The organism is Pseudomonas abyssi (assembly GCF_002307495.1).
GTDB lineage: Bacteria > Pseudomonadota > Gammaproteobacteria > Pseudomonadales > Pseudomonadaceae > Halopseudomonas > Halopseudomonas abyssi.
This window is the reverse complement of the sequence record NZ_NTMR01000005.1, coordinates 274,702-293,397: the sequence shown is the minus strand read 5'-3', so window position 1 is coordinate 293,397 and position 18,696 is coordinate 274,702. Positions and strand designations below refer to the sequence as shown.

The window sequence follows — 18,696 nt, the reverse complement described above, 5'->3', positions numbered from 1 at the left end:
TGTCGAGAGTGCGCGGCATTATGCCAATCGGCTGAAAAAATTCAACCTTTATTTCACCTCGCACCGCGATCCTGCCTCCCGAGCCAGACACTATTCCAATACGCCAGCGCAGGGCGCAAAATCAGCTGCATGTCGGCGTTCCCCCTCCAACAACAGAACAATCGCGCAAAACACCAGTCCAGATAAGCAAGCATCCCAAGGCAACCCAAGGAGCACCCAATGCAATACCGCCCTCTCGGCCGCAGCAACCTCAAGGTCAGTGCCCTCTGCCTCGGCACCATGACCTGGGGTGAACAGAACACGCAGCAGGAAGCCTTCGCCCAGATTGACCGCGCCCGCGATGCCGGGGTCAACTTCATCGACACGGCCGAAATGTATCCGGTGCCGCCCAAGGGCGACACCTACGGGGCCACCGAAACCATCATCGGCAACTTCTTTGCTCAGCGCGGCGAGCGCGACAAGTGGATCCTGGCCAGCAAGATAGCGGGCCCGGGTAACGGCTTGAGCTATCTGCGCGGCGGTCGTACCCGCTTCACCAAGACGCACATCAACGACGCCATCGAGGGCAGCCTCAAACGCCTGCAAACCGACTACATCGACTTGTATCAGTTGCACTGGCCTGACCGTGAGACCAACTTCTTCGGGCAACTGGGCTACCGCCACAACCCGGACGATGAACTGACCTCTTTCGAAGATACCCTGGAGGCGCTGGACGGACTGGTCAAGGCGGGCAAGGTGCGGCACATCGGGCTATCCAACGAGACGCCGTGGGGAGTCAGCCGCTTTCTGCACCTGGCCGACAGCCGCGGCTGGCCGCGCATGGCGTCGATTCAGAACCCCTACAACCTGCTCAACCGCACCTACGAGGTAGGCCTGGCAGAGATGTCGATGCGCGAGAACATTGGCCTACTGGCCTATTCGCCCCTGGCGTTTGGCGCCCTTACCGGCAAGTACCTTAACGGCCTGCGCCCGGAAAAGGCACGCCTGACGCTGTTCGAGCGCTTCGTTCGCTACAGCAACCCGCAGGCCCAGAAGGCCTGCGGGCGCTACGTGCAACTGGCCCGCGATCACGGCATGGACCCGGCACAGATGGCGCTGGCCTTTGTCACCCGCCAGCCCTTTGTCACCAGCAATATCATCGGTGCGACCAACATGGACCAGCTCAATCGCAACCTGAGCAGCATCAACATGGGCCTGACCGACAGCGTGCTCAAAGCCATCGCCGAAATCCACCAGAGCCAGCCCAACCCTGCCCCCTGAATCATCCCTCCGGGCGCCCCTCACGGGCGCCCTGCGCCACAACACTTGACCCGCCGTGGCGACCGATAGACACTGCAACACGCCATTTCGGCCAGTTTTGTCCGTTCTACCCCATAAAGATAACAACATGTCCAACAGCTCCCTGCGCCAGGTCGCGATTCTCGCCACCGACCACACCATCTCCTCCACCCTGACCCAGGCCAAGGACTTCTTTTATATGGCCAGCCTGAATACCGGGCGGCAGCAGGGGCTGGGGCTGGCGCCCGGTTTCGAGACCTTGATCGTTTCAACCGACGGCAAGCCGGTAACCAGTTTCAGTGGTGACCCGATCATCGCTCAGGCCAGCATCGATGAGGTTGAGCCACAGCTGATTATCCTGCCATCGTTCTGGGCCGACTTTGACAGCCTGCAGCAAAGCTACCCGCACCTGATTCCGTGGCTCCAGCAGCAATATCAGCGCGGCGTGCTGATCGGCGCCGTGGCAACCGGCGCGTTCTGGCTGGCTGCCGCCGGCCTGCTGGACGGCAAGGAGGCCACAACCTACTGGCGCTTCCACGACGAGTTTGCCCGGCGCTTTCCCGCCGTGGACCTGCGCCGCGACAAGCACCTGACCGATGCCGGCCAGTCACTGTGCGCTGCCGGCATCAGCTCGGGCCGGGATCTGTTCGTGCATCTGGCAGAGCGTCTGTGCAGTCCGGAGGTGTCACGCACCCTGGCGCGGGACGTGTTCTACGAGGTACAGCGCAGCTATACCCCCGGCGTCATCGGCTTTGGCGGCCAGAAGATGCATCAGGACATGGCGATACTGCAGATCCAGCAGTGGCTGGAACAGCATTTTGCGGAGAAGTTTCGCTTTGAGGATGTGGCCAGCCGTCACGGCATGAGTATTCGCAACTTCATGCGCCGCTTCCATCAGGCCACCGGAGACAAGCCCCTGCACTACCTGCAGCGACTGCGGATCGAGATGGCCAAGACCCTGCTGGTGACCGGCAACCAGAGCATCAAGACCATCAGCTACGACATCGGCTATGACGATGCCAGCTTCTTCGCACGCCTGTTTCGCCAGCACACCGGGCTGTCGCCCAACGCCTTTCGCCGCTCGCATCTGCAAAGCGGCCGCGCATCGGCAGACTGAGCGCCCCGCTCAGGGTTTGTGCGGCCGCGCCAGAAACTCGTGGGACTGCATTTCCAGCAGACGGCTCAGGGTGCGCTGGAATTCAAACTCCAGTCGCCCGCCGGCGTAGAGATCCTTGAGCGGCACCTCCGCCGAGATGATCAACTTGACGTTGCGGTCGTAAAATTCGTCCACCAGGTTGATAAAGCGCCGCGCCATATCATCCTTGGCCACGTTCATCTGCTCGACATTAGCGATCAGCACCGCATGGAACACGCGCCCCAGCTCGATATAGTCGTTCTGGCTACGCGGACCGTCGCACAGGGCCCGAAACTCGAACCAGGCCACATCCTCACAGACGCGCAGCGACTGGATGGGACGGTTCTCGACAATCAAGGCTTCGTTTTCACTGACGCTGGCCAGGTCAGGCACCAGACTTTCAAAGCTGCGCCGCAGGCTGGCATCTGCTTCACAGTCGAGCGGGTAGTGGTACAGCTCGGCCTGCTCCAAGGCGCGCAGGCGGTAATCCACGCCGTTATCCACATTGACCACTTCGGTACAGCTGTTCAGCAGCGCAATCGCCGGCAGGAAACGCGCGCGTTGCAGGCCGTCCTTGTAGAGCCCGTCGGGCACGATGTTGGAGGTCGCCACCAGGGTCACGCCCTGGGCAAACAGCTCTTCCATCAGGCTGCCCAGAATCATCGCATCGGTAATATCAGAAACGAAAAATTCGTCGAAACAGATCACCCGCGCCTCGCCGGCAAAGCGCTCGGCAATCAGCTTGAGTGGGTTCTTCTGCCCCTTGAGACCTTTCAGCTCGTGGTGCACGCGCTGCATGAAGCGGTGGAAGTGCGTACGCATCTTGCGGTCAAACGGCAAGGCGTCATAGAAAGTGTCGACCAGGTAGGTCTTGCCGCGGCCCACGCCACCCCAGAAATACAGCCCCTTGATCGGCTCCGGCTTGCGCTTGCGCAGACGATCAAGCAGGCCTGGCCGGGTCTGGTCGCTGGCAATCAGCTCGTCGTACAGACGCTGCAGGTGCCTGACCGCCCGTTCCTGGGCAGGATCATGAAAGAAATCGGGACGCTGGAGGTCCGCCTTGTATCGTTCCAGGGGAGACATGCGCGAGACACCAATAGGGGCAAACGGGGGGCAATACTCTAACGCCAGCACCGCCCCTTGGCAATCAAGCCTCTGCAGCCAGAACCCGCTCCACCTCGGCCTTCAGCGGCACCAGCTTGCCGTGGAAGAAGTGGCCGGTGTCGGCAAAGCGAACCACCTCGGCGTCCTGTTCGTCGGCAAAGGCCGCGTAAACGGCCTGCGGCGCAACCACATCGTCGGCCTCGCCCATCATCACGCTGACCGGGCCGGCCAGCGGTTTGAGTAAATGAAAAGCCTGCTTTTCCACCGAAGGCGCCACCAGCACCAGACGCTGCGGCCACTGATCCAGGCGCGAGGCTGCAGCGGCTGCAACGTAGCCGCCAAAAGAGAAACCCAGCAGCCAGAGCTCGCGGACGGCGAGGGTGTTCTGCGCCCAATCAACTACAACCAGGCAGTCATCTACTTCACCATTGCCGTAATCGTGCTCCCCGGCACTGGCCCCGACTCCACGGAAGTTGAAACGCAAGGTACTGGCGCCCAGGTCGCGAGCCGCGCGCATCAGCGTGTGCACCACCTTGTTCTGCATGGTGCCACCCTGGATCGGATTGGGGTGACAGATGACCGCCAGTACGCCTTCACGCTCACCCTCGGTCAGCACAGCCTCCAACGGCCCCGCCGGGCCATCGATCATCAGGTTTTGCTCGCCAGCTCGACTCATTCGGGATACTCCGTGACTACAGTGCGTGACCGGGCGTCGCACCAGCGGAACCTGCCGAAGGCGCAACACTCCAAACCCGTATTCTGGCCTTTGCGTCTTTGCCCTGACAAGCTGGCAGTGATACCGCTGTTCAGGCTGAGCGAGGCGGCACGCCTGCCGGGCCAAACCAGCTTTACCGACCGGTTTTGCAACGCACCAACCCAGGCAGAATTTCAACGGCCTGCTGGCCTTGCCAGCTAAAACTGTTTACCGTAAGCCAAGGCAAGGTGCACTGACCTGAACGCACCAACCGATAGATGAGGGACCCAAGGTGGAAGCAAGCGAAAACCTGTGGATTGCAACAGCCGTCGCGCTGGCAGTCGGAATTGTTATCGGCATCGTACTGGCCCAGGTGTCACGTCGCGTCAGCGGCGGCACCAGCGGCAGCACCCAGGCCCAGCTCGAGAGCCTGCAGCTGCGCTTTGAAGAGTATCAACAGGAAGTGGCCACGCACTTCAAGACGACTGCCACCCTGGCCAGTCGCCTGAACCGCAGCTACCAGGATATTCAGGAGCACCTGACCCACGGTGCAATGGAGCTGGCCCCGGACGATATGACCCGGCAACGCCTGCTGGCCGCCCTGGATCAGGAAGCCGGCACCGTCAGCGAGAATCGCAACCGCAAGGACCCTGCGTTCGACTCGCTGGAGCCGCCGCGCGACTACGCCCCCAAAGAAGCCAACGGCCCGGGCACCTTGTCCGAGGACTTCGGCATCAAGCGCAAATCCTGATGCAACGGCCCGTGTCCTGATCCGACGCGGGCCAACACCATGCCCCACTCCGATACCTCCTCTTTTATCCAGACAACCGACAACGGCAACGCTCTGCGCCTTGCCGGCGACTGGACGTTGGCCAACTACAGCGCCTTGCGTGCGCAACTGACAGAGCTGCCCCACGCCCCTGAGCGCACCGCCAGTGTCGACATCAGCGCGATAAGCAGCATGGACACGGCCGGAGGTCAGCTACTGGCAGACCTGCTCGGACACAGCCGCCTGCAAAAACTGGTCGAGCAGGACCAATCGCTCTCCAGCGAGCGCCGCGCCCTGCTGCAGCGCTTGGCGGACATTCAGCCCGAGCCCGACCCGGCAGCCAGCCCCGAGCTTAACCCGGTGCTGATTCTGCTCGAGCGTATCGGCGCCAAAATGCAGGTACTGGCCGCTGACCTGCGCGAGCTATTCGGCTTTATCGGCCTGACCCTCAGCGGCCTGTTCGGCAACCTGCTGCGCCCGTCGCGCTGGCGTGTGACCGCGGTCGCCGCGCAGATAGAACAGACCGGGATCGATGCTATCCCCATCGTGGCCCTGCTGACCTTCATGGTCGGCGCCGTGATCGCCTTTCTTGGCGCCACCGTGCTGCAGACCTTTGGCGCGGCGATTTTCACCGTCGACCTGGTCGCCTTTTCGTTTTTGCGGGAGTTCGGCGTACTGCTGACCGCGATCCTGATGGCCGGCCGCACCGCCAGCGCCTTTACCGCACAGATCGGCTCCATGAAAGCCAACGAAGAGATCGACGCCATCCGCGCGCTGGGTCTTAACCCGCTGGAGCTGCTGGTATTGCCGCGCGTCATCGCGCTGCTGATCACCCTGCCGGCCCTGACGTTTATCGCCATGCTTTCCGGCTTGCTGGGCGGCGCCATGGTCTGCGCTTTCAGCCTGCATATTTCACCGACCATGTTCATCAGCATGCTGCAGGAAAACGTGGAGGTGCAGCACTTTCTGTTAGGTCTGGCCAAGGCGCCGGTTTTTGCCTTTCTGATCGCGGTGATCGGCTGCATGGAAGGCTTCAAGGTATCCGGCAGCGCCGAATCGGTCGGTGAACACACCACCTCCAGCGTGGTGCAGTGCATTTTTGTGGTCATTCTGGTCGATGCCCTGGCCGCCCTGTTCTATATGGAGATGGGCTGGTGAGCAAAGACACGGGCCTAGCCCCGGTGGTTGAGGTGCGCGGGCTGGTCAACCGCTTTGGCAGCCAGACCGTACACGACAACCTGGATCTGGATATTCTGCCGCGCGAGGTACTGGGCGTGGTTGGCGGCTCGGGTACCGGCAAGTCGGTATTGCTGCGCTCGATCGTCGGCCTGCGTCGACCCAACGCAGGGTCGGTCAAGGTGTTCGGCAAAGACCTGCAGACGCTGCCGCCCCAGGCGCGCTCGGAACAGGAGCGCCGCTTCGGCGTGCTGTTCCAGTCCGGCGCGCTGTTCTCCTCACTGACGGTGGTCGAGAACATCGCCCTGCCGCTGATCGAGCATACCGGCCTCAGCCGCGAAGACGCCGAACACCTGGCGCGCATGAAGATCGCGCTGACCGGGCTGCCCCCGGGCGCCGGGGACAAATACCCGGCGATGCTCTCCGGCGGCATGGTCAAGCGCGCCGCCCTGGCCCGCGCCCTGGCGTTGGACCCGGACATTCTGTTTCTTGATGAGCCGACCGCCGGCCTCGACCCGATTGGCGCCGCCGCCTTTGACCAGTTGATCCGCACCCTCTGCGATGCACTGGGCTTGAGCGTCTTTCTGGTGACCCACGATCTCGATACCCTGTATGCGATCTGCGACCGCGTAGCGGTGCTGTCACAAAAGCGTGTGCTGATCGCCGATACCCTGGAGCGCGTCGCCGAGACTGATGACGCCTGGATTCAGGACTATTTTCACGGGCCGCGCGGTCGCGCCGCCGCCTATCAGCAACCCACCCCGGCCAAGGAGTAAGCCTGCCCATGGAAACCCGAGCCAATCATGTGCTGATCGGCCTGTTCACCGTCCTCGCGGCGCTGGCCTCTATCGTCTTCGCCATCTGGCTCAGCAGCGCCAGCACCAGCAGCGAGCAGAACTACTACACCGTGGTATTCAAACAGGCGGTTACCGGGCTGTCGCGCGGCAGCGCAGTGCAGTTCAGCGGCATCCGTATTGGCGAGATCACCGAACTGAGCCTGGACCACGATGATCCGCGCATCGTTCGCGCGCGCATCCTGATCGACGCCGATGTACCGATCAAGCAGGACACCAAGGCGCGCCTGTCCTTCACCGGCATCACCGGCAACTCGGTGATCGAGCTGACTCACAACGACCCGAACAGCCCACCGCTCACCGCCAAGCGCGGCGAAGACCCGGTCATCTACGCCACGCCCTCGCCGCTGGCCAGCCTGCTGAGCAACGGCGAAGACCTGATGACCAACATCAACAAACTGGTGGTCAATGCCGGCGACGTGCTGTCGGAGAACAACGTCAGACACCTCAGCGAAACCCTCGAAGGTCTGAACCAGGCCACCCAGAGCATCGCTGACCCCAACGGCAACCTGCAGCAGCTGATCGCCGAGCTGCGCAGCACCAGCGAGGCCGCTACCCAGACGCTGGAGAACAGCAGCCGGCTGATTGCCGATGCCGACCAGCTGCTCAATCAGGAAGGCGCTCAGACCCTGCAGAGCGCCCGCGAGACCATGGCCTCGGTGGCCGACACCAGCGCTCAGCTGGAGCAGATACTCAGCGAGAACCGCTACGCCCTGAAAAGCGGCATGCAGGGACTCGGCCAGCTTGACCCGGCAATCAACGAGCTGCGCGACACCCTGGCCGAGCTGCGCAGCCTTACTCGCCGCCTGCAGGACGACCCTGCGCGCTTCTTGCTGGGGCGTGACCAGCGACAGGAGTTCCAGCCATGATCATTCGCCACCTGACCGCCGGCCTGCTGCTAGCCAGCGCACTATCAGCCTGCACCGTGCTGCCCGACCGCGAGCCGCTGACCTTCTACCAACTGCCGCCACCTGACCTGGCACAGCACAGTGGCGAGCCCCTGCCGCTGGCCCTGCGCATCATCACGCCGTCCAGCAGCAACGCGCTGCAGACCATCCGCATTCTGGTCTCGCCCGACGGCAACACCCTGAGCAGCTACCAGGGCGCGCGCTGGGCCGACCCCAACCCCAATCTGCTGCGTGAACAACTGGTCCAGGCGTTTGAGCAGGACGGCAGTTTCAGCGCCGTTACCACCGAGACTCAATCGCTGCAGGCCGACGTGCATCTGATGAGCGACCTGCGCCAATTCCAGACCCGCTATCAGGGCGAACAGGCCAGCGTGATCATCGAACTGGACGCCAAGCTGATCGACCCGAGCACCCGCGAGGTTCTCGCCGCCAAGCGCTTCAGCATCCGGCAGCCGCTGCAGGACACTGCCATCGAATCGGTGGTGAACAACTTCGGCACGGCCAGCGAACAACTGGCCGGCGAGCTGCTTGCCTGGAGCCGCAGCGCGCTGGGCGACTTCGAGCCGCTGCGTATTCAGTAACCCCAACGGCGCCAGCCAGGCGCCGGACTATCCAGGTTATCCCGCCCTTCCCTGTGGCCTGAGCACTAAGCGGGCCACACCGCCAACCCGCCGTATCCCCTCTGGCAAACAACGGCTTGCGAGACAGTTTGCTTTACTGTTTTCACACAAATAGAATGCAAATCCTTATCATTAACACTAACTCTTTTTTGCCAACCCCCGACATTCAGGACCCTCCTCCATGTCTGCACTTCCCTTCGCTCGTACTGCCTCGCCCAAAGCCCTGCGCCCGCTTGCCATTACCGTCCACCTGCTTGCTGCCGGCACGGCGCTGACCAGCCTGCCGACGCTTGCACAGCAGGCCAGCCCGACCCAAGCTACCGAGCTCGCACCACTGACCGTGACCGGCCAGGGCGAACGTCGCACCACAACCGAAGGCAGCGAGTCCTACACCGCCGAAGCGGCCCGCACCGCAACGCCACTGAGTCTGTCACTGCGCGAAACCCCGCAATCGGTCAGCGTGGTCACCCGGCAGCGCATTGAAGATCAGGACCTGCAGAACATTCTCGATGTGGTCAACAACGCCACCGGTGTATCTGTCAACCGCTACGAGACCACTCGCGCCCAGTTCAACGCCCGCGGCTTTGCCATCAACGCACTGATGATCGACGGCGTGCCCACCATCTGGGAGCAACCCTGGAGCTCCGGCGAAATCTTCAGCAGTCTGGCGATGTACGATCGGGTAGAAGTCGTGCGCGGGGCCAACGGCCTGATGACCGGGTCAGGCGACCCGTCCGCCTCACTCAACCTGGCCCGCAAGCGCGCCAGCAATCGTGATCTGACCGGATCAGTGGAATTGAGTGCGGGCACCTGGGATACCTACAGCACCCTCGGCGACGTCTCCTTTGCTCTGAACGAAGCCGGCACGGTACGTGGCCGCCTGGTTGGGGAATATCAGAATGGCGACAGCTGGATCGATATGCATGCCAACCAGACCGAGACCCTGTACGGCACCATGGATGTCGATCTGAGCGAAAACACTACGCTCTGGTTTGGCCTGAGCCGACAGGACAACACCTCCGACTCGCCTATGTGGGGCGCGCTGCCAATCTGGTATGCCGATGGCTCGCGCACCGACTGGAGTCGTTCCAAGACCACGTCCGCCGACTGGAGCAAGTGGGACACCAGCTATGACACCTACTTCGTCAATCTGGATCACGAACTGGGCAGCGGCTGGCAGCTCAACCTGAGCTACAACCGCGGTGAGCGCGAGGCTGACTCCTACCTGCTCTATCTATACGGTAACCCCGGCCGCAACGGCAGCTCGCCAATGAACGCCATGGCCGGCTCCTACAACGTAAACACCGTTCAGGACGATTACAGCGTGCGCTTTAGCGGTCCCGTCTCCCTGTTCAACCGCGACCATGAAGTGGCTTTCGGCTACATCTACAGCAAGCAGGACTTCGACGCAGACTCACGCACCGCGCTGGCCGGCTCGGCCACCGTACCCAACTTTGATGCCTACGACGGCCATCACCCGGCACCCACCTGGTCCGGTCTGACGCCCTACGGCTCCGGCGAGACCATTCAGAAAGGCTACTACGGGGTCACCCGCCTGAACCTCACCGATGACCTCAAGGTCATTCTCGGTGCCCGGGTCAGCGACTATGAAAAGACCGAGTACGATTACACCCGAAACACCCGCTCGGCGCTCGACGTACACGACGAAGTCACCCCCTATGCCGGCATCATCTATGACCTGACCAACACCCTGTCGGCCTACGCCAGCTATACCGATGTATTCCAGCCCCAGTCAGAGAAGAATGCCAGCAATCAGCAGTTGCAGCCAATCGTCGGCGAAAGCTATGAAATGGGTCTCAAGGGCGAGTTCTACGACGGCGCGCTGAATGCCTCTGCCGCTATCTTCCAGATCAAGCAGGACAATCTGGGGTCCAACACAGGCGTTCGCATTGACCCGGCGGAACCGGCACTGGGCTTTGCCTACGTCGAGAGTGAGGCCGTCAGCAAGGGCTTCGAGCTGGAAGTATCCGGCGAGATCATGCCCGGCTGGAATCTAAGCGCCGGCTACACCCAGTTTGAGGTGGAAGACGGCAACGGCGACGACACCAACACCCTGTACCCGACCAAACTGCTGCGCACCTTTACCACCTACCGTTTTGCCGGCGACTGGAGCCGCCTGACTATTGGCGGCGGTGTGAACTGGCAGGACAGCATCTACACCTACGCAACCAACCCGTCCGACGAGCAGGAGAAGATCGAGCAGGACGCCTACGCGCTGGTCAACCTGATGGCCCGTTACGACATCACCGACAACCTGTCGGCGCAGATCAACGCCAACAACGTCACGGATGAAAAGTACTTCGACATCTTCGACGCGTACGGCGCCCTCACTTACGGCGCACCGCGCAGCGTGACAGCAACGGCCAAGTACCGTTTCTGAGCCCTTTGGGCCCTGTCGCCTGCCCATCACGGGCGGCGGGGCCACACCCAACATGAGCTACTTTCATTAATATCTGAATAAACATCAATTTTAATAATTCACCCACCACCCTAGCATGCCCCTGTACCCACTCACCGACAGAGGCAGCACATGGCACGCATCCACAACCTGGGGTTCCCCCGCATCGGCGCTCGCCGAGAACTGAAGTTCGCCCTTGAATCCTATTGGAAGGATCAGTCTTCCCGCGAGGAGCTGAAGACCACTGCAGCCGCCCTACGTCAGCGTCACTGGGCCCAGCAGGCCGAACTGGACCTGGTGCCGGTGGGCGACTTTTCCTTCTATGACCAGGTGCTGGACATGAGCTTCACCCTGGGCAACCTGCCCGAGCGGGTACGCGACTTCCACGGTGATGAGCTGGATAACTACTTCCGCATCGCCCGTGGCCGCTCTGCGCAAACGGCCGAAGAGCACGCCGGGTGCTGCGGCGGTGTAGCCGCTGGCGAGATGACCAAGTGGTTCGACACCAACTACCACTACATCGTCCCGGAGTTCACAACCGACAGCGCGTTCACCCTGAATGCCACTCGGCTGATTGAGCAACTATGCGAGGCCAGGGCCCAGAACGTGGCTGCCAAACCGGTCATCATCGGCCCACTCACCTATCTGGCAATTGGCAAAGAAAAGGACGACTCCAATCGCTTTGATCTGCTGGAGCGTCTGCTGCCGGTTTACCTTGAGCTGCTCACCACGCTGGCCGCCGAGGGCGTGGAGTGGGTGCAAATCGACGAGCCCATTCTGGTCACTGAATTGCCCAGCGGCCTGGATGCTGCTTTCGAACAGGCCTACCACGCCCTGGCTGCTGCGCCGGTCAAGCTGCTGCTGGCCACCTATTTCGGTCGCCTGCAGGACAATCTGGCCCTCGTCACCCGCTTGCCGGTCGCCGGTGTGCATCTGGACGCAGTGAACGCGGCCGATGAGATTGACGCGCTGATCGCCCAACTGCCGCAGCACAGCGTGCTGTCACTTGGCGTGATCAACGGCCGCAATATCTGGAAGACCGACCTGAACGCCGCGCTGCAACGGCTTGCGCCCATCGCCACCGCGCTGGGAGAGCGCCTGTGGGTCGCCCCCTCCTGCTCGTTGCTGCATGTGCCGGTAGACCTGGCCAGCGAGCAGGCACTGGATACCGAGATCGCCAGCTGGCTGGCCTTCGCCCTGCAAAAGCTGGATGAGCTACGCATCCTCGGCAGCGCGCTGAATCAGGGTCGCAACAGCGTGGCCAGCGAGCTGGCCGACAACCAGGCGGCCATCGACAGTCGGCGTCAGTCGCCACGCGTCACCAACCCGGCCGTACAGGCTGCTGTTGCCGCCATCGATAGCAGCCTGGGCCAGCGCCACAGCCCCTACGCCGAGCGCGCGGCCAGGCAGTCTGCGCTGCTCAAGCTGCCGCTGTTTCCGACCACCACCATTGGCTCCTTCCCGCAGACCGCCGATATCCGCCAGGCACGCCGACAGTTCAAGTCCGGCGAACTGGATGAGGCCAGCTACACCCAGGCCATGCAGGCCGAAATTGCCCACTGCGTGCGCGAGCAGGAGGCGTTGGGGCTGGACGTACTGGTGCACGGCGAACCCGAGCGCAACGACATGGTCGAGTACTTTGGTGAACAGCTCGATGGTTATGCCTTCAGCCAGTACGGCTGGGTGCAGTCCTACGGCTCGCGCTGCGTCAAGCCGCCGATCCTGTTTGGTGACATCAGCCGCCCACAACCGATGACCGTTGCCTGGTCCACCTACGCCCAGTCGCTGACCGACAAGCCGATGAAGGGCATGCTCACTGGCCCGGTGACCATCCTGAACTGGTCCTTCGTACGTGACGATCAGCCGCGTTCGGCCAGCTGCCTGCAACTGGCGCTGGCGATTAGGCAGGAAGTACTGGACCTGGAAAAGGCCGGCGTGCGCATCATTCAGATCGACGAAGCCGCCCTGCGTGAAGGCCTGCCGCTGCGCCGTGCACAATGGCAGGCGTACCTGGACTGGGCGGTGGAGTCATTCCGTATCAGCGCCAACGGCGTCGCCGATGACACCCAGATTCACACCCACATGTGCTATTCGGAGTTCAACGACATCATTCAGTCGATCGCCGCCATGGATGCCGATGTCATCACCATCGAAACCTCACGTTCGGACATGGAGCTGCTGGATGCCTTCAAGCACTTCGAGTATCCGAACGACATCGGCCCCGGCGTATACGACATTCATTCGCCCAACATTCCGACGCAGGAGTACATGGTCCAACTCATGAAGCTGGCTGCCGAGCGCGTGCCGGCGGAGCGCCTCTGGGTCAACCCGGACTGTGGCCTGAAAACCCGCCAGTGGGCTGAAGTAACGCCGGCGCTGGCAAACATGGTAGCTGCCGCTCGGGCACTACGCGCCACACTGTGAGTCCAAGCAGGGTCGGGACAGCAATGTCCCGGCCAGTCTTGATAATGATAACAACTTGCATTAACGTCAAGACGCACAGGTACCACAGACCGGGCGGCGACCTTGCTACTCTCTGCACCACGCTGCCCCCAGACCCAGGAGCGCAGCATCATGAGCAATACCCGAATAGAAAAAGACAGCATGGGCGAACTGGCGGTACCGGCAGAGGCGCTCTATGCCGCGCAGACCCAGCGCGCCGTCGACAACTTTCCGGTCAGCGGACAGCCCATGCCGGCCCCCTTCATCCGCGCCCTGCTGCTGGCCAAGCGCGCCGCCGCCACCGCCAACAGCGAGCTGGAGCAGATTCCCGCCGACCTGGCCGAGGCCATCTGCGGCGCCGTGGATGAGCTGCTGACCGAGGATTTCATGCCGCATTTTCCGGTCGATGTGTTCCAGACCGGCTCCGGCACCAGCTCCAACATGAATGCCAACGAAGTGCTCGCCACCCTGGCCGCACGCCGTTACGGCCAGCCGGTCAGCGCCAATGACCACATCAACTGTGGCCAGAGCAGCAACGACATCATCCCTTCCAGCATCCACATCAGCGCCGCCATGGAACTGGCCGAGCAACTGCTGCCGGCGCTGGAGCATCTGGTCAGTGTCACCCGCAGCAAGGCCGCCAGCGTCGATCAGTACGTCAAGACCGGCCGCACGCATCTGATGGACGCCATGCCCGTGCGCCTGAGCCAAAGCCTGGACACCTGGGCAGATCAGATCGAACAGAACATTCACAACCTGCGTCAGTTGCAGCCCAGCCTGCAGAGCCTGGCCCAGGGCGGCACAGCAGTGGGGACCGGTATCAACGCCCACCCCGAGTTTGCAGAACGCTTCAATCAGGCACTGAGCACCCACACCGGCCTGACCTTTACGCCCGCCAAGAACTTCTTCACGCATATCGGTTCGCAAGATATCGCGGTGTCGCTGTCCGGCCAGCTGAAGACCACCGCGGTCAGCCTGACCAAGATCGCCAATGACCTGCGCTGGATGAACTCCGGCCCGCTGGCCGGCCTGGGCGAGATCGAGCTGCAGGCGCTGCAACCGGGCTCCTCGATCATGCCCGGCAAGGTCAACCCGGTGATTCCGGAAGCCGCCGCGATGGTCGCCGCTCAGGTGATCGGCAACGATGCCACCATTACCATCGCCGGCCAGTCAGGCAACTTTGAGCTGAACGTCATGCTGCCGCTGATCGCGCGCAATCTACTGGAAAGCATCAGCCTGCTGAGCAACGTCAGCCGCCTGCTGGCCGACAAGGCCATCGCCAGCTTCACCGTCCGCGAGGACCAACTGACCCAGGCATTGGCCCGCAACCCGATTCTGGTGACGGCGCTGAACCCGGTGATCGGCTACCTGAAAGCCGCCGAGATTGCCAAGTTGGCCTACAAGGAAGGCCGTCCGATTGTCGACGTGGCCGCCGAGCACACTGACCTCAGCCGTGACGAGCTGGAACGCCTGCTCAACCCCGCCAAACTCACCCACGGCGGTATCGAATAAACAGCCAGCCGATCGCTGCAACGGGGCTGTCCGCGCAGCAAGCCTGACCTGCGTCAATACGCCCACTGCGCGCCTCTCTTAGCCTTGCCAGCATACCGACTCGCGGCTGCGTTTCGAGATGCTGGCGAGCGCCTGGCTGCCTCCCCCTAGGTCAGCCCCTTCGCAATACCAGTTTGGCAGCCGCTTTGGAGTTTGCTGCACGGATGCATCGCCGCTGGGCTCAGGGCACAACCACGTTTCCGTTTGCACAAACAACAAAAAGGCTGAGTTATGGTTGAGCGCGTATCGGTCACCCAGAAGGAAGTCTCGCTGAGCGACGACGAATTCATCGTCAGCAAGACCGACCTGAAGGGCAAACTGACCTATATCAATCGCACTTTCATGCGTATTTCCGGCTTCCCCGAGGCCGAACTGCTGGGTTTTCCACACAACGTCATCCGTCACCCGGACATGCCCCGCGGCGTTTTCAAGCTGATGTGGGACACCCTGCGCGACGGCAACGAGTTCTTTGGCTACGTCAAAAATCGCTGCAAGGATGGCGGCCACTACTGGGTGTTTGCCAACATCACCATCGACTATGGCCTCGATAACAAGCCACTTGGTTACTACTCCGTACGCCGCAAGCCCACCCCAAGAGCGCTGGACCACATCATTCCCATCTACCGCGAGATGCTGGCTATAGAAGCGGGCAGCAGCGGCAAGAACGCCGTGGAAGCGTCGTTACAGTTCTTCCGCAATGAACTGGCGCGCAACGACACCGATTATCTGGACATGATGATGAAAATCGAGAATGGGGAGCTGGGCTGATGAGTCTTCTGGCAAGGCAGGTCACGGGAGCCAGTTCCGGCTTTCTGTTCTTGAACCGACTGCTGTTTGGGTTTCTGCTGCTCATGGTGCTGATGAACCTTGCGGTTGTGGGGCTGGTTATCGCTACCGGCTATACCGGGTACTGGCTGTTGCTCGCCCCCTTGCTGGTCATCGTCAACAGCATCTTTATTGGCCGCGTCTTTCTCAAGGTCCTGCAGGCCTGCGGGCGCATCTACCGCGCCCTGCGCGATGCAACCCGGGGCAACTTCAGCGGCCGTATTACCAACCTGAAAACCATGGGCGAGATCGGCAAGATCGGCTGGGAGGTAAACGATCTGCTGGATATCGTGGAATCCTACTTCAAGGAGGTGGACTCCTGCTTTCGCAATGTGGCCAACAACAACTATCAGCGCAAAGCTCTGCATCGCGGCATGCCGGGCGCTCTGAAAACCTCGCTGACCCACATCAACGAATCGATCGAAGCGATGAAAAGGTCGGCAAGGCTGATCGCCATAAACGAGCTGCACTCCTCGCTGCACTCAACCAACATCAACAACCTGATCGTCAACCTGAAGGATGCTCAGGGTGATATAGCCGGTATTGGCGATCGCATGCAGCACGTGGAGAACATCGCCCGCGCCACCGATTCGGCCGCCAGCGAAGGTCAGGTAGCGGTAACGCAGATGGTCGACTCGCTCTCGCACATCAATCACACCATGCAGGATGTCAGCGCGGTCGTCTCGGCACTGGGCGCCGACAGTGTGAAGGTATCCAAGTCCCTGTCGATCATCACCGACATTGCCGATCAGACCAACCTGCTGGCACTCAACGCTGCCATTGAGGCCGCTCGCGCCGGTGAGCAGGGCCGCGGCTTTGCCGTGGTGGCGGACGAGGTAAAAGCGCTGTCGAGGCGAACCCTGGAAGCTGCCATCGAAGTATCGGAGACCATTGCCTCCTTCTCGCGCGCCGTTGAAAGCACCATCGCCAAGACCGAGCAATCCAATACGCTGGCGCAGCAGATCAACACGCAGATCGTCAATTTCAAGGGACAGTTCGACACCTTCTCCGAAGGCGCGCGGGAGACTCTCAACAAGTTGGGTGTGGCGCGCGACATCTCGCTCAGTGCGTTAATCAAGGTTGATCACATCATCTTCAAGCAAAATGGCTACATCGCGCTGAATGATGAGAAGAACGACGCGGCAAGAGCGGCGGTCAGCGTCACCCATCATCAGTGTCGGCTTGGCCGCTGGTATCACGAGGGCGAGGGTCCGGACAGCTTCGGCCATACAGCTGCCTTTCGCGCGCTGGATGCCTCACACGCGGAGGTGCATACCTCCGTACAACAGGCGCTGGCGCTGGCGAGTCAGCCCTGGCATCACAACCCCAAACTGAAGCAGCAGATCTACCAGGCCATGGCCAATGCTGAGCAGGAAAGCAACCGTGTCCAGCAGCATCTTGATCAGATGGTACGCGAGAAGCATCGCGACGCCAGCCTCTGAGCCGTGCCGGTCGGGCCGCCAACGGGCGGCCCGGCGATCACCATCGGGCTACTGCGCCGGCCGTTGCGCCGCACCGCCCACATCATCACCCACCTCCCAGCCACCGCCAATGCTGGCGGCCAGCTGCGCGGCAGCCGCCAGCTGCGCGCTGGTCACGCTGACCTGGCCGCGCTTGGCGTTAAGGGTGGTGTTCTGGGCGATAGCCACCTCCAGATAGGACACCAGACCGGACTGATAGCGGTTGGTGATCACCCGCTCGTTCTCTTCCGCCAGGCTGACCAGCTTATCCTGCTGCACCGCCTTCTCACGCAGGATGGCAGTGGTGGCCAGGGCATTTTCTACCTCTGTCAGGCCCTCCAGCACGGTTTGCCGGTAGCCGGCCACCTGCTCGTCGTAGCGGGCGTAGGCCGCGTCACGCGCAGCATCGCGAGCGCCGCCGTCAAACAGGGTCTGCGCCAGGCTTGGGCCGACCGACCAGAAACGTACCGGCGCATTCCACAGGTCACTGATCGACTCACCGCTGACGCCGCCACTGGCACCCAGACTGATGGTCGGCAACCAGGCCGTGATGGCCACACCGATATCGGCGTTGGCGGCGGCCACTGCGCGCTCGGCCGCCACCACATCCGGGCGGCGGGCGATCAGCTCACTGGGCAATTGCGAGGGGATCGGCGGCACCGCCGGCAGCGCATCGACCACCTCCTGCTCGAATGCCGACGGCGCTCGCCCCAATAGTGCGGCCAGCGTGTTCTCCTCAACCGCGCGCTCGGCCTGCAGGTCATACAGGTCGCTGCGCAGGGACTGCAGCTGGGTTTCGGCCTGAATGACATCAGCGCGCGAAACGATGCCGGCGTCGTACTGATTGCGCGTCAGCTGGGTCGAGCGCGCCGACGACTCCAGGGTCTGCTGCAGAATGCGCTGCTGTACATCCAGCGCGCGCAGATTGACGTAACTGTTGACCACCGCCAGCTGGATCGACAGCCGCGCAGCCGCCAGATCAGCGGCGCTGGCATCCAGTGCCGCGGTATCAGACTCCACCTGCCGCCGCACCCGCCCCCACAGATCCAGCTCCCAGCTGATGCCCAGCTGCGCGCGGCTGCTGTCGGTATTGGCGCTGTCGCTACCACCGCTGCGGCTGGCATCCAGCGCCGCACTCAGGGTAGGCAGATAGTCGGCACTGCTCAGCCGGCGCTGGGCCAACGCGGCACGATAGCGCGCAGCGGCCTGCGCCAGGGTCAGGTTGTTGGCGTTGGCTTCGACCACCAGCGCGCTGAGGTCGTCATCGGCAAAGGCCTCCCACCAGGCGCCGCTCTGTGCCCAGGGCTGAGCCGGCACCGGCTGCCAGCCCTGATCGTATTTGAGTACCAGCGGCTGGGCGATGGGCGGTTGGCGATAATCCGGCCCCATGGTGCAGCCACCGACAAGGGCGGCGGCGAGCAGGACAGTGGAGGTTAACAGCGAAGGCTTCATGGGCAGCAA

15 protein-coding genes and 1 pseudogene are annotated in these 18,696 nt (G+C 62.2%); 13 read left to right on the top strand and 3 right to left on the bottom strand.

What is annotated here, in order from left to right; all coding sequences use genetic code 11:
- Positions 1-219 precede the first annotated feature (219 nt).
- A complete protein-coding gene (locus tag CNQ84_RS06000) occupies positions 220-1,260 on the top strand; it encodes an NADP(H)-dependent aldo-keto reductase (RefSeq protein WP_096003992.1) in 1,041 nt (346 codons plus the stop codon).
- A 127-nt stretch (positions 1,261-1,387) separates the two neighbouring features.
- The gene (locus CNQ84_RS05995; protein WP_096003991.1) at positions 1,388-2,395 is read left to right on the top strand and encodes a GlxA family transcriptional regulator; all 1,008 of its coding nucleotides are present in this window, start codon (positions 1,388-1,390) and stop codon (positions 2,393-2,395) included.
- 9 nt (positions 2,396-2,404) lie between these two features.
- Here the strand turns inward: CNQ84_RS05995 and zapE are convergent, their stop codons facing one another.
- Together zapE and CNQ84_RS05985 are read right to left on the bottom strand one after the other, a co-directional pair.
- On the bottom strand, positions 2,405-3,496 hold the full coding sequence (gene zapE, locus CNQ84_RS05990) for a cell division protein ZapE (RefSeq protein WP_096003990.1): 1,092 nt from the start codon (positions 3,494-3,496) through the stop codon (positions 2,405-2,407).
- Between the two features lie 64 nt (positions 3,497-3,560).
- The gene (locus tag CNQ84_RS05985; protein WP_096003989.1) at positions 3,561-4,193 is read right to left on the bottom strand and encodes an alpha/beta hydrolase; all 633 of its coding nucleotides are present in this window, start codon (positions 4,191-4,193) and stop codon (positions 3,561-3,563) included.
- 310 nt (positions 4,194-4,503) lie between these two features.
- On the opposite strand from CNQ84_RS05985, the gene CNQ84_RS05980 reads away from it, so the two are divergent.
- The 11 genes and pseudogenes from CNQ84_RS05980 to CNQ84_RS21050 all read left to right on the top strand — a co-directional run bounded on the left by CNQ84_RS05980 (position 4,504) and on the right by CNQ84_RS21050 (position 17,217).
- Positions 4,504-4,962 (top strand): Z-ring associated ZapG family protein, encoded by a 459-nt coding sequence (locus tag CNQ84_RS05980; protein WP_096003988.1) that lies wholly within the window; start codon positions 4,504-4,506, stop codon positions 4,960-4,962.
- Between the two features lie 39 nt (positions 4,963-5,001).
- Positions 5,002-6,138 carry an ABC transporter permease gene (locus CNQ84_RS05975; protein ID WP_096003987.1) on the top strand — a complete coding sequence of 379 codons (1,137 nt, stop codon included), beginning with the start codon at positions 5,002-5,004 and terminating at the stop codon, positions 6,136-6,138.
- On the top strand, positions 6,135-6,932 hold the full coding sequence (locus CNQ84_RS05970) for an ABC transporter ATP-binding protein (protein WP_096003986.1): 798 nt from the start codon (positions 6,135-6,137) through the stop codon (positions 6,930-6,932). Before CNQ84_RS05975 ends, CNQ84_RS05970 begins: the two co-directional genes overlap by 4 nt.
- Before the next feature lie 8 nt (positions 6,933-6,940).
- Positions 6,941-7,879: an MlaD family protein gene (locus CNQ84_RS05965; protein WP_096003985.1), complete on the top strand. Its 939-nt coding sequence runs from the start codon at positions 6,941-6,943 to the stop codon at positions 7,877-7,879.
- Positions 7,876-8,499, top strand: a complete 624-nt coding sequence (locus CNQ84_RS05960) for an ABC-type transport auxiliary lipoprotein family protein (protein ID WP_096003984.1) — start codon at positions 7,876-7,878, stop codon at positions 8,497-8,499. Before CNQ84_RS05965 ends, CNQ84_RS05960 begins: the two co-directional genes overlap by 4 nt.
- 220 nt (positions 8,500-8,719) lie before the next feature.
- A complete protein-coding gene (locus tag CNQ84_RS05955) occupies positions 8,720-10,939 on the top strand; it encodes a TonB-dependent siderophore receptor (RefSeq protein WP_096003983.1) in 2,220 nt (739 codons plus the stop codon).
- Positions 10,940-11,089: 150 nt separating this feature from the next.
- A complete protein-coding gene (gene metE, locus CNQ84_RS05950) occupies positions 11,090-13,381 on the top strand; it encodes a 5-methyltetrahydropteroyltriglutamate--homocysteine S-methyltransferase (RefSeq protein ID WP_096003982.1) in 2,292 nt (763 codons plus the stop codon).
- Between the two features lie 150 nt (positions 13,382-13,531).
- Positions 13,532-14,911 (top strand): class II fumarate hydratase, encoded by a 1,380-nt coding sequence (locus tag CNQ84_RS05945; RefSeq protein WP_096003981.1) that lies wholly within the window; start codon positions 13,532-13,534, stop codon positions 14,909-14,911.
- Positions 14,912-15,181: 270 nt separating this feature from the next.
- Complete coding sequence (locus CNQ84_RS05940; RefSeq protein WP_096003980.1) at positions 15,182-15,718, top strand: PAS domain-containing protein; 537 nt, start codon at positions 15,182-15,184, stop codon at positions 15,716-15,718.
- Positions 15,718-16,737: pseudogene (locus CNQ84_RS05935) on the top strand (methyl-accepting chemotaxis protein); the annotation flags it as partial. The gene CNQ84_RS05940 and the pseudogene CNQ84_RS05935, both read left to right, overlap by 1 nt.
- 81 nt (positions 16,738-16,818) lie before the next feature.
- Positions 16,819-17,217 carry a CZB domain-containing protein gene (locus tag CNQ84_RS21050; protein ID WP_425439951.1) on the top strand — a complete coding sequence of 133 codons (399 nt, stop codon included), beginning with the start codon at positions 16,819-16,821 and terminating at the stop codon, positions 17,215-17,217.
- Positions 17,218-17,265: 48 nt separating this feature from the next.
- Here the strand turns inward: CNQ84_RS21050 and CNQ84_RS05930 are convergent, their stop codons facing one another.
- Positions 17,266-18,687: an efflux transporter outer membrane subunit gene (locus tag CNQ84_RS05930; protein WP_096003978.1), complete on the bottom strand. Its 1,422-nt coding sequence runs from the start codon at positions 18,685-18,687 to the stop codon at positions 17,266-17,268.
- Positions 18,688-18,696 lie beyond the last annotated feature (9 nt).

Bases quoted from the DNA above. Each gene is read 5' to 3' on its own strand.
- CNQ84_RS06000 (WP_096003992.1), top strand. From the start codon at position 220: ATGCAATACCGCCCTCTCGGCCGCAGCAACCTCAAGGTCAGTGCCCTC.
- CNQ84_RS05995 (WP_096003991.1), top strand. From the start codon at position 1,388: ATGTCCAACAGCTCCCTGCGCCAGGTCGCGATTCTCGCCACCGACCAC.
- zapE (WP_096003990.1), bottom strand. From the start codon at position 3,496: ATGTCTCCCCTGGAACGATACAAGGCGGACCTCCAGCGTCCCGATTTC.
- CNQ84_RS05985 (WP_096003989.1), bottom strand. From the start codon at position 4,193: ATGAGTCGAGCTGGCGAGCAAAACCTGATGATCGATGGCCCGGCGGGG.
- CNQ84_RS05975 (WP_096003987.1), top strand. From the start codon at position 5,002: ATGCCCCACTCCGATACCTCCTCTTTTATCCAGACAACCGACAACGGC.
- CNQ84_RS05965 (WP_096003985.1), top strand. From the start codon at position 6,941: ATGGAAACCCGAGCCAATCATGTGCTGATCGGCCTGTTCACCGTCCTC.
- CNQ84_RS05960 (WP_096003984.1), top strand. From the start codon at position 7,876: ATGATCATTCGCCACCTGACCGCCGGCCTGCTGCTAGCCAGCGCACTA.
- CNQ84_RS05955 (WP_096003983.1), top strand. From the start codon at position 8,720: ATGTCTGCACTTCCCTTCGCTCGTACTGCCTCGCCCAAAGCCCTGCGC.
- metE (WP_096003982.1), top strand. From the start codon at position 11,090: ATGGCACGCATCCACAACCTGGGGTTCCCCCGCATCGGCGCTCGCCGA.
- CNQ84_RS05945 (WP_096003981.1), top strand. From the start codon at position 13,532: ATGAGCAATACCCGAATAGAAAAAGACAGCATGGGCGAACTGGCGGTA.
- CNQ84_RS05940 (WP_096003980.1), top strand. From the start codon at position 15,182: ATGGTTGAGCGCGTATCGGTCACCCAGAAGGAAGTCTCGCTGAGCGAC.
- CNQ84_RS05930 (WP_096003978.1), bottom strand. From the start codon at position 18,687: ATGAAGCCTTCGCTGTTAACCTCCACTGTCCTGCTCGCCGCCGCCCTT.